Source organism: Colwellia sp., from assembly GCF_013215345.1.
In the GTDB taxonomy this organism is placed as follows: domain Bacteria; phylum Pseudomonadota; class Gammaproteobacteria; order Enterobacterales; family Alteromonadaceae; genus Colwellia.
Genome location: NZ_JABSOV010000078.1, coordinates 10743 through 20234, shown reverse-complemented (window position 1 = coordinate 20234; position 9492 = coordinate 10743). Strand labels below are relative to the sequence as shown.

Sequence of the window (9492 nt, the reverse complement as noted above, 5' to 3'; positions counted from 1 at the left end):
CTTTCGCACGTTGTAGTAGCGCAAGTTCAGTAGCTGACTTGATCATTCTACAGGTGGCAGTAATGCTTTTACTACTGGTAAAGTTTAAGGCTATGCCTTGAGATTTTGCAGCATTCATCATGCCATCTACAGCGAAAAAGGCGGTAGACTCATCAATGGCAATAGTGCCTTGTGCACAATTATTTTTCTTGAGTACATCAATAACAAGTTGATAAGGTGATTCATGTTCGTGCCAGCTAGCAACCTCAGCTTCAATCTGCATAAAACCAGATAGTGTGCTTACTTCGAACCAGGGAGCTACATAAACTAACTCACCTTCCGCTGGTAATATTGCGCCAACTAACCGTTCAGAGGCATACCAAGCTGTACCGGTAAAATAGGTTAAATTAGTGCCCGCATTGATATATAAAGCGCTAATGTTTTGTGCACGCATTAGCTGTTGTGCTTTTGTAATACGCTGTTGATATTCACCTAATAAAATAGGCGTGATATCAGTTGTCATATCGGTTAATTTACTTAATTCTAATTCGGCTGTAGAGCCACCAATACCAATGGACATATTATATTTCCTTTAAACTATTTACTTTATATGATACCAATTCCACTAAATTATTGCTCATTTGTGCGGGTTAAAATACTCCATGTCAGCGTTGCTCTCAATCCCAATAGCCAGCTATTGCTCAATCGAGCGCCTTGCCCTGATTTATTTTTCCTATGCACAACAAGATCACAAACTTAATGAAACTAGTATTACTTTATGTGAGTTATATTTTACTGATTACTTAAGGCTTAGCAAAAGTGAACTGGCAAATACTTGTAGGTATATTGTATACAATTAAGTTGGTGAGACAAGTGTTAATATTAGGGGATTTATTTTCCGTACTGACAAGATTGAAATCCTTCAGTTAAGCCTTTAGTTCAACTTGCAGCTAATGCTTAACGAAAGGCATATATTGAGACTTAAATTAGGGCACGAATAGGGCATGAATTAGAACTTAAGTAGGACATTAATTAGCACTTAAATGAAGCTTGTTATCCTATATAAACTAACAAAAAAAGTACTCGTCATGCTAAACCTTCATTAGAGCGAGTGCTAAAACCAGCGGTCTTTAACTTTACCATACTGAAAGTAGCCCCATTGACCAACACGCCTTAATGGCGCGAAAGGGAATGTTGTTAAAGGTGTTTGGTAAATGGGTAGGTTAGGCACTGTAACACCAGCAACCTTGTCAGCTAAACGCTTACCTGCTTGCACAGAGAAAGACACGCCACTGCCGCAATAACCCATGGCATAAAATATAGTCTTTTGCTCATTTTGATAAATATGGGGCATGTCATCCAATGACATGCATAACCAGCCAGACCAAGCATAATCGTATTTTACTGATGCTAGGGCAGGAAAATTAGTTTTCAATACTGTGAGTAAACGGTTTGCATAGTAAGGGTCTGCCGCATTCTTGCCCGTTATTGCCCCGCGGCCGCCAAATAAAATACGATTATCGGGAAGTTTTCGATAATAATACTTCAAAGCGCGTGTATCCATAATGACATTACTGGTTAAAAAATTACAAGCGGCTAATTGCTCTGCTGTTAATGGCTCAGTGACAATTATTTGGGAGAGCACCGGCAGACTTTTATTCTGGATTAATGGGTGAAAGTTTTTGGCGGAATAACCATTGGTGGCAATAACTACTTTTTTAGCTTTCACTATGCCGTTTGGCGTATGCAATACCTGCCTGTTTTGACTTTGTTGGCCTGCATGGTGTGATGATTCTTGTCGCCACAGCCCTACTGGCGAGTCACAATGTATGCTGACCCCCGATTTTCTAGCAAGTTTTTGATAACCCCAAGCAAGTTTTAATGGGTTAATACCAAAACCATCTTGATAACGTATTGCGCCATAGGCATTGTTATCGGCCATATAATCTTGGTGTAACTGCTCACGCGTTAATATTTGCACGTCATAGCCAAACATCTTTTTTTGCAAGGCGGCAGTTGCTATCAAACTTTTTAGCATACTTGGCTTGTGGGCTACACGAATATAGCCACTGTCTTGGGGATCACAATCAATGCCTTCGCTAATCAAGCTTTTTACGGTATCAACACCTGCGCACATCTCTTGATAAATACCGCGCATGACTTCTTCTCCCCATTGGGATTGCATGCTGGCGTAAGACTTTCGTCCGGATGATTTTAATATAAATCCGGCATTACGGCCACTTGCTCCCCAAGCTGTTCTATTCGCTTCTAATACCGTCGCTTTGATACCGTGCTCACGAGCTAAGTGCAGCGCCGTTGACAAGCCGGTATAACCGGCCCCTATAATGGCAACATCAACATTGATATCTTTATTTAGCTGGCCATCATCCTCAGGTGCAGTCCCTGCGACATCGGCCCAATAACTACTAGGGTAGGGCGCATTAGCGCCAATTGATTCATCAAGAAGAGGATCGTACATATTTTATCCTAGTAGTTTTGTGCAGTTAACTTTTATAAGTTAGTAAGGTTATACCTTAAACAACCCTTAAAGTTAAATCAGTATAAAATAATTGTTTCGCTTTAATATTTATGAGTATTTTGTAAATATAACCATACGGGAATTGGTATTAATTAACTGAATATTGATATTAAGTAATGATAAAATCTCATGGGACAACAATTTTTTGAATTGAATACTAGGGGCTGTTGATCTTTCGAGATTGTTTTTGCAGCGAATTTTTGGGTGTATATACAAGGCGGAGCCTTTGTAATGTGGTTATTCCACATAAAAAGGTGATAACGCGGTATAAATGTCCAACAAACGCTGTCCGGAGGATTCGGCTAAAAGCGCTTTACTCTTTGTTGAGCAGTATTTGCTTAGAATGACTAGGCTAAAGACTACTCGCCGCGATTAAAGCGCTTTTATCTCGAACAAAATTTAACCGCGAAAGTTCAACAGCCCCTAAGCATATAGAATTTATTGCACAGCAAAAAGTCTATTTTGTTAGCACTACAGCAGAAACTGGCACGGTAAATTTATCACCCAAAGGTGGGGACAGCTTACGGGTGATTAATTCGACGACTATTGCTTGGTTGAATCACACCGGCAGTGGTAATGAATCTGCAGCGCACGTATTGATTAATCCACGAATGACGGTAATGTTTTGTGCTTTTGAAGGTTCGCCTCTTATACTGCGAGCCTATGGTAATGCTACTGTATTGCATCAAGGAGATGAACAGTGGCATGAATATATTGAGCTATTTCCTCACAGCGTTGCCTCAAGGAAGATTTTTTTACACTGCATTGCTATGGTGCAGTCTTCATGTGGCATGTCGGTACCTTATTACGCTTATCAAACTGATCGTGAAGTCCTTGCTAAATCAGCAGTTAAGCAAGGTAAATCTGGCATTGAAAAGTATTGGATTAAGAAAAATCAACAAAGTATTGATGGTTTTGATACTGATATTGTCAAACGCTCAGCCCTGCTAGAGGAATAAATCACAGGGCACAGCTTAGGGTTAGTGAGCCGTAGCTATGCCACGGCTTAATATCACTGTGATAAGCGCGAGTATAGCTGTTAAGACTCCAAGTGAGGGCGAAATCCTCCAGTGCCCAGCTGAAGCCTATACTCGCTGTCGCTTGTTTATGTTGGAGCTCAATCAATGAATCATAAGGTAAGCTACCTTCGATTGATAAATCATTAAAGCGATAACCAAGGCCCAGCCTTACATAGGTGGTTAAGTGACTGCCGTGAAGCGCTTCGGTTAAATTTCCTATATGGCCAAAGTGGCTACTGAGACGACCGAAAGAGTTAGGCAGCATTGTTCCCCAGCGAAATAACAAACCGAGAGAGGCTTGAGTATTTAGGTTACCCAAAGCAACATGACTAAAGCCACTGACTTCCCATTGGCTGTTAGTAAAATACTTCCCTCGATATTTACGGTTTCTGTAGAAGAGGGAGTCTACTTCGTAAGCAAACTGGGCTGTTATCTGTTCCTCTACTTGATACTGCCAACCTTGCGGTATGGTTGAACCTGTTACTTGATGTACTTTGGTTTGTACTCTTTCCGCCCTTGCTTTAGGGCCAATAACGCCTAAGGCTAACCAGTTTTTTTGTGAAAAAAAGCTGCCATAATCTGCGGTATGGCTTTCTAACTCGACTAAACCCACATAAGGCCTGTCATTGTTTTGTGAGCCGGTTATGCCAATATCATTTGGTGTCCACATGCGCTGGGATACCTTGACTCCCCAAGCACTTTTATTTTTATTTAGGGGAAAACGCATACTGTGCTGCCATTGAAATAATAATGGCATGCTTGATTTGTATTGTGGCTGATAATTTTGCAAGGTTTTACTTTCCCAAGCTAAAGCAAAACCATTAGTATAATTACCATCACTGGCAAAGAGTCCATCATTTTCGAACTGAATACTCAATTGTCCAGCTTGTACTGGCAGATATGTGAGTAATGAAATGGACAATAAAAAATAGATTGAGCAATAAGTATTTTTGTTGCTAACGAGCGCTTTATTCATAGCAAACTCCTATTCTTTCAACACTATTGAGTATAGTGCGGCTAAATATATTTGCAGGATACGATCAGGTTGGCGTTATTATTTAGTTTGAAATGAAAGGTGACAGCTTTTTATAAAATCGCTAAGGGCCAATAAAATAGAATCTATTTCGCGCTAAACTTGCAATTATGATGAATGATTTTCTACTGTTTTTATTGAGGGCTGCTACTAAAATGTACAATTTTTTTTACTAAAGATAATGCTGCCACTTTATTAAATTTTTTCATTTAAACTTACTTATGAATGTTCTTGTGTAATAATACAAGTATGGTAACAATTTTTTGGAGGCTATTATGGCCCATGAGGAAATACGTAATATGTCTAAAAATACTGATGCTAGTGTAGATAACGGTAATAATGAACAAAAATCAACGTTGGAACAATTAGCCGACGCAAACCATGAAATTGAAGATTTAAAGTTACAAATCGCTTGGCTTGAGCGTTCTTACGAGTAGACTTTCTAGCATTTATTCACTTTTTTAGTGCCGTTTGTTAGCAATGAAGTGAATGAGTAGAGTCACAAAACTCAATAGCTTGAAAAGGCAAATATAGTTAATATATTTGCCTTTTTTGTGTTTGAATGATCTCGAATGTGAAAGTTTTCATGAAACTTATATTTTATTGCGTTATTAATGAAAAAAATCATCATTCACTCGATAAGTTATTTGCATATCTATGGGTTCATGTTATTTTCCCTGCATTGTGTTTGTTTACAATTAATTCAGAGGAATTCGTCTTATGCCAAAGGCAAGTGATATAAAGAAAAATGCTGCGATAGAGCACAACGGTAAAGTGTTAATTGTTAGAGATATTACCCGTTCAGTACCGCAAGGTAGAGCAGGCGGAAGTTTGTATAGAATGCGCTTATACGATGTGGTTACTGGCGCTAAGGTAGACGAAACCTTTAAAGCAGATGATATGTTAAATTTTGCCGATTTAAGCCGTCGCCCATCAATGTTCTCTTATATTGATGGTGACCAATATGTCTTTATGGATAATGAAGATTACACCCCGTATAACTTGGATAAAGAATCCATTGCCGATGAGATTCTTTTTATTAATGAAGAGACTCAAGGCATCTCTGTCATCATAGTTGATGATTCACCAGTGGCAATTGATCTTCCTGCTAGTGTTGAATTAGTGATCACAGAAACTGATCCTTCAATCAAAGGTGCTTCAGCGAGTGCGCGTACTAAACCTGCTACTCTTTCTACTGGATTAACGGTACAAGTGCCTGAACATATTTCTACCGGTGATAAAATTAAAGTTAATACCGAAGAGCGTAAGTTTATGGGTCGTGCTGACTCTAAGTAAACTGTCTGCTGTGCAACTATATAGTTAATCGCTAATTGAAAATGCCCGAATATTCGGGCATTTTTATGCGGGTTAATAAATTTTAAGTAGCAGTGGTCAATTATAAACAAGAAGGTTAAATCATGAGTGATTCAGTTTATTCCATTGGTCAGCAAGGCCAACCATGGGCGGATAATGAAAAAGGTTTATGGCTTGCTAAGCAAAACATTAAACGCTCTTATCAAGATGAAGTGTTAGCAAAGCTTGAATTGTTAACTGCTTCATTTGATATGATTCAATACGGCAGCTTATCTGTTGATGAAAGCCGTTATCCTTTATATATCATGCAAAGTAAAAATTGGCAAACCAATAATAAAACCGTGTTAGTTACGGGTGGCGTACATGGCTATGAAACCAGTGGTGTGCAAGGTGCTATTCGTTTTTTAGAAACCAATGCCAAAGACTTTAGTGAACAGTTTAATATCATAGTCGCGCCTTGTGTTAGTCCTTGGGGCTATGAAACCATTAATCGCTGGAATAATAATGCGATTGATCCAAACCGCTCGTTTTACCCAAATAGTCCGGCACAAGAATCGGCAGCGCTGATGTCATATATTCTAGAACTTGATGTCGATATTGCTATGCATATCGATTTACATGAAACCACTGACACTGATAATAGCGAGTTTAGACCGGCACTTTCTGCCCGGGATGCTATTGAGCAAAAAAGTTGGAATATACCGGATGGTTTTTACTTGGTTGCTGACTCAACTAAGCCTGAAGCTGATTTTCAACGTGCTATTAACCAAGCTGTAGCAGAGGTCACTCACATTGCCCCAGCAGATAGTGATGGTAAATTGATAGGTGTTGAGCTTGAGCAGCTTGGTGTTATAAATTATGCCGCAAGAGAGTTAGGTTTATGTATGGGCTTAACGGATGCGCCATATGTTACCACTACAGAGGTTTACCCTGATAGCCCGCTGGTTGATGATGAAAACTGCATTAAAGCGCAAGTCGCTGCAATATCTGCTGCAATAGCATTTATTTAAACTTAGCTGATAATTATCTAATACAAAAACGTCTACTAACTTAGTAGGCGTTTTTATGTCATCAGTAGGACTTGCTTCCTATAAAGCTTAACCTTCAAAGCTATATCGGCTTTAGTTACTATTCTAAGTTAGTAATGATTAGGTCGTCATTCTAAGTGGTTAGTTTTCATAGCGCACCGCTAAATCATCTACTTGAATGTTACCAAATAGGCGACCATCTGGTGTTGCTGCCGTTGCCGTTTGCCTGGTAAGTTTAGTGATCTTAACCTTATAAGGGCTTAAGTTAAATCCCGCGTATGACTTTCCCGAATTATTGGTAAAATGAGTAAGGTGTAACAAGCTAAATTCATCACCTATTTTTAAACCGTGATCTCTGCCTAAGTTAATGGTGACTTGGTTACCTTTGACTTGAATGATTTTACCTCGGCTTGGTTCACACATAATATTCTCATCAATATCTTTAACAACTTTATCGATAATATTATTAACCATCAGGCCATATTCACTTTGCCAAAAGGCATTACCATAGACATCAACTTTATGGCGCTTGGAAAATGTCCATGGCGCGGTATTTTGATAAGAATCTTGCCAAACTAATTCACCATTTAGGCCGTTATATAGATAGAAGTTCATGGCAAAGTTTCTGGGGTAAATACCTTGCTGCCAAAACAACCAGCTATTAGTGGCTTGTTGGTCAAAAGAGGTATTGGTGATTTCACTAAACATAACATATTGACTATCGGTGCTTTCACTTAACGACTGTGTTAATTGAGCGATTTTATCACTGGCTAAGCTGTTATTTAAACGAGAAAATTCAGTTTTGTTATTCAGTATGCTACTGGTTTTAGTAAAAGCACTGTGTTGATTTAGTTGTTGACCCAGTTGCTGCATAACCGCTTTATCAATGAGATAAATCTTACCTACATTAGCTTGCTCTCTATGCAATAAGTGGCTACGGGTAAGTAGTAGTGATTTTTTAAAGTTGACGGCAAAACACTTTTTATCTTGAGGGAATATATCCGCACGAATTGTCACCGTAATAAGGTTGTCGCTGTGTATTTCATCAACTAATTCAATAGAATTGACACTGCCACTTGCCCGGATGCTAATTTGGTCTTGGGTTAGTAAACCGTTCACTACTTGTTGAACGCTTGAAACACTGGCACCAGAAACGAGCAAAGCTTTTTTAAGGGCATTTTCCATCGCTTTAGTGCGGGCAAGCTCTAAACTTATATCATTGGTGCGTGCATGGCCTTGCGTCTCATACCACTGACTGCTAGCAGAAAAACTGCATAGCAAGCTGATGAGTGTTAATTGCTTGATGAACTTGTACATAGTTGTTGTCATCTTCCTTATTTAGCTTGCACCCTTGTTATATAGAGTGTCGGCAATACCGTTTTTATGAACTAATTAGGATTATGCATTTTTCATGCCTTTTGGATGCAGGTTAATTTAGCTAGCCAATGATTATTGGCTTAGAATGTGCATTATTCTGACTATGAAAATTAATACAGTCTGGCTAATTGCCATGTTTGTAGTACTTAGTTTTGAAGGGGAATACCATGAAAAAATGGCTAATACCATTTCTTTTACCTGCCTTACTCTCATGTGAGGCAACTAACAATGATGGATTTTATCAATTAACCCATAAAGAAAAAGGGCAGATCGATAGCTTTGAACTACCTCGCCATGCCATTAATGATGTGGTTAAAGGTTTAGCGTATCAAATGCTAAGCAGTAGTAGTTTTGTTAACGCAAAAACGCCCATTGCGGTAGCCTCTTTTGTTGATTTAAAAGACCTTGAATCAACTAATTGGCTAGGTAATCAGCTAGCTGAAAGTTTTATTCATGAGCTTCAACGTCATGGTTTAGTAGTCATCGATTTTAAAACCACAGGTCATATCAGAGTAACAAAAGAGGGTGACTATGTCTTTAGTCGAGACTGGCAAGAATTGCCAGAACGTCAGATTATTGACTATGTTGTTTCGGGCACTATGGTTGAACAAGAAAATGGCATTTTAGTTAATGCCCGTATGATTGGTATTCAATCTAAAGTTGTTGTCGCTACCGCACAATCATTTATTCCTGCTTGGGTCTTAGGTGATGAGATGAGTCACAGTGAGAACGTGAAAATGAGGGATGGTATGATTATTCGAGACAATGCTATGTTGCGTAACGACGAACGTGCTGTGATTATACAAAATTAGATATTAATTCAAAATGTTAAGTAAGTATATTAAGTAAGCATGCTAATAAATAAAACAATTTTATTAGCCGCTAACTCCAAAGGTGTATATATGAGTAAATTAATAACTCGTGTCATTCTTATTAGCAGCGCACTCTTTTTTACTAGTGCCTGCTCCCTTGTTTACGACAAACATGTGCAGTGGCAAACCGTAAAGCCTGAGACTTTCCCCGTACTTTATGCGACAGGTTTTGCTCCTATTAGTCTACAAAAATCAACACATAAAACGCAGCGGATGCTAATGGCCATCAAAGCGTCAAAAATTGCCGCCTATGCCGAGCTGGCAGAGCAAGTTTATGGTCAGCAAGTTTCTGGTAAGGTCATTATGGCTGACTTATTAATAGAGGATCAGC

10 protein-coding genes and 1 pseudogene are annotated in these 9492 nt (G+C 38.9%); 6 read left to right on the top strand and 5 right to left on the bottom strand.

Annotated features, from left to right (window positions below; genetic code table 11):
* From HRT50_RS12530 to HRT50_RS12520, 3 genes and pseudogenes are all read right to left on the bottom strand, one after another.
* A partial coding sequence (locus HRT50_RS12530) for an aminopeptidase P family N-terminal domain-containing protein (protein ID WP_291615006.1) occupies positions 1-559 on the bottom strand: 559 nt, incomplete at its 3' end.
* Positions 560-1093: 534 nt separating this feature from the next.
* A complete protein-coding gene (locus HRT50_RS12525; RefSeq protein ID WP_291615004.1) occupies positions 1094-2458 on the bottom strand; it encodes an FAD-binding oxidoreductase in 1365 nt (454 codons plus the stop codon).
* 216 nt (positions 2459-2674) lie between these two features.
* Positions 2675-2863 (bottom strand): annotated as a pseudogene (locus HRT50_RS12520) (hypothetical protein); the annotation flags it as partial.
* Positions 2864-2889: 26 nt separating this feature from the next.
* On the opposite strand from HRT50_RS12520, the gene HRT50_RS12515 reads away from it, so the two are divergent.
* Positions 2890-3477 (top strand): pyridoxamine 5'-phosphate oxidase family protein, encoded by a 588-nt coding sequence (locus HRT50_RS12515; protein WP_291615010.1) that lies wholly within the window; start codon positions 2890-2892, stop codon positions 3475-3477.
* A gap of 1 nt (position 3478) precedes the next feature.
* Here HRT50_RS12515 and HRT50_RS12510 read toward each other — a convergent pair whose 3' ends face one another.
* Complete coding sequence (locus HRT50_RS12510) at positions 3479-4513, bottom strand: lipid A deacylase LpxR family protein (protein WP_291614980.1); 1035 nt, start codon at positions 4511-4513, stop codon at positions 3479-3481.
* Between the two features lie 356 nt (positions 4514-4869).
* Between HRT50_RS12510 and HRT50_RS12505 the strand changes: the two genes are divergently transcribed.
* The 3 genes from HRT50_RS12505 (at position 4870) to HRT50_RS12495 (ending at position 6894) form a co-directional block, all read left to right on the top strand.
* Positions 4870-5007, top strand: coding sequence for a hypothetical protein (locus tag HRT50_RS12505; RefSeq protein WP_291614978.1), 138 nt, complete (start codon positions 4870-4872; stop codon positions 5005-5007).
* 283 nt (positions 5008-5290) lie between these two features.
* A complete protein-coding gene (gene yeiP / locus HRT50_RS12500) occupies positions 5291-5866 on the top strand; it encodes an elongation factor P-like protein YeiP (protein ID WP_291614976.1) in 576 nt (191 codons plus the stop codon).
* Positions 5867-5988: 122 nt separating this feature from the next.
* The gene (locus HRT50_RS12495) at positions 5989-6894 is read left to right on the top strand and encodes a M14 family metallocarboxypeptidase (protein ID WP_291614974.1); all 906 of its coding nucleotides are present in this window, start codon (positions 5989-5991) and stop codon (positions 6892-6894) included.
* A 159-nt stretch (positions 6895-7053) separates the two neighbouring features.
* Here the strand turns inward: HRT50_RS12495 and HRT50_RS12490 are convergent, their stop codons facing one another.
* Positions 7054-8241: a flagella assembly protein FlgT gene (locus tag HRT50_RS12490; protein ID WP_291614972.1), complete on the bottom strand. Its 1188-nt coding sequence runs from the start codon at positions 8239-8241 to the stop codon at positions 7054-7056.
* 215 nt (positions 8242-8456) lie between these two features.
* On the opposite strand from HRT50_RS12490, the gene HRT50_RS12485 reads away from it, so the two are divergent.
* Entirely contained in the window at positions 8457-9101 is a 645-nt protein-coding gene (locus HRT50_RS12485) for a FlgO family outer membrane protein (protein ID WP_291614971.1), read from the top strand.
* Positions 9102-9191: 90 nt separating this feature from the next.
* Positions 9192-9492, top strand: a 301-nt coding sequence (locus HRT50_RS12480) for an LPP20 family lipoprotein (protein WP_367238874.1), incomplete at its 3' end; no start/stop codon positions are given.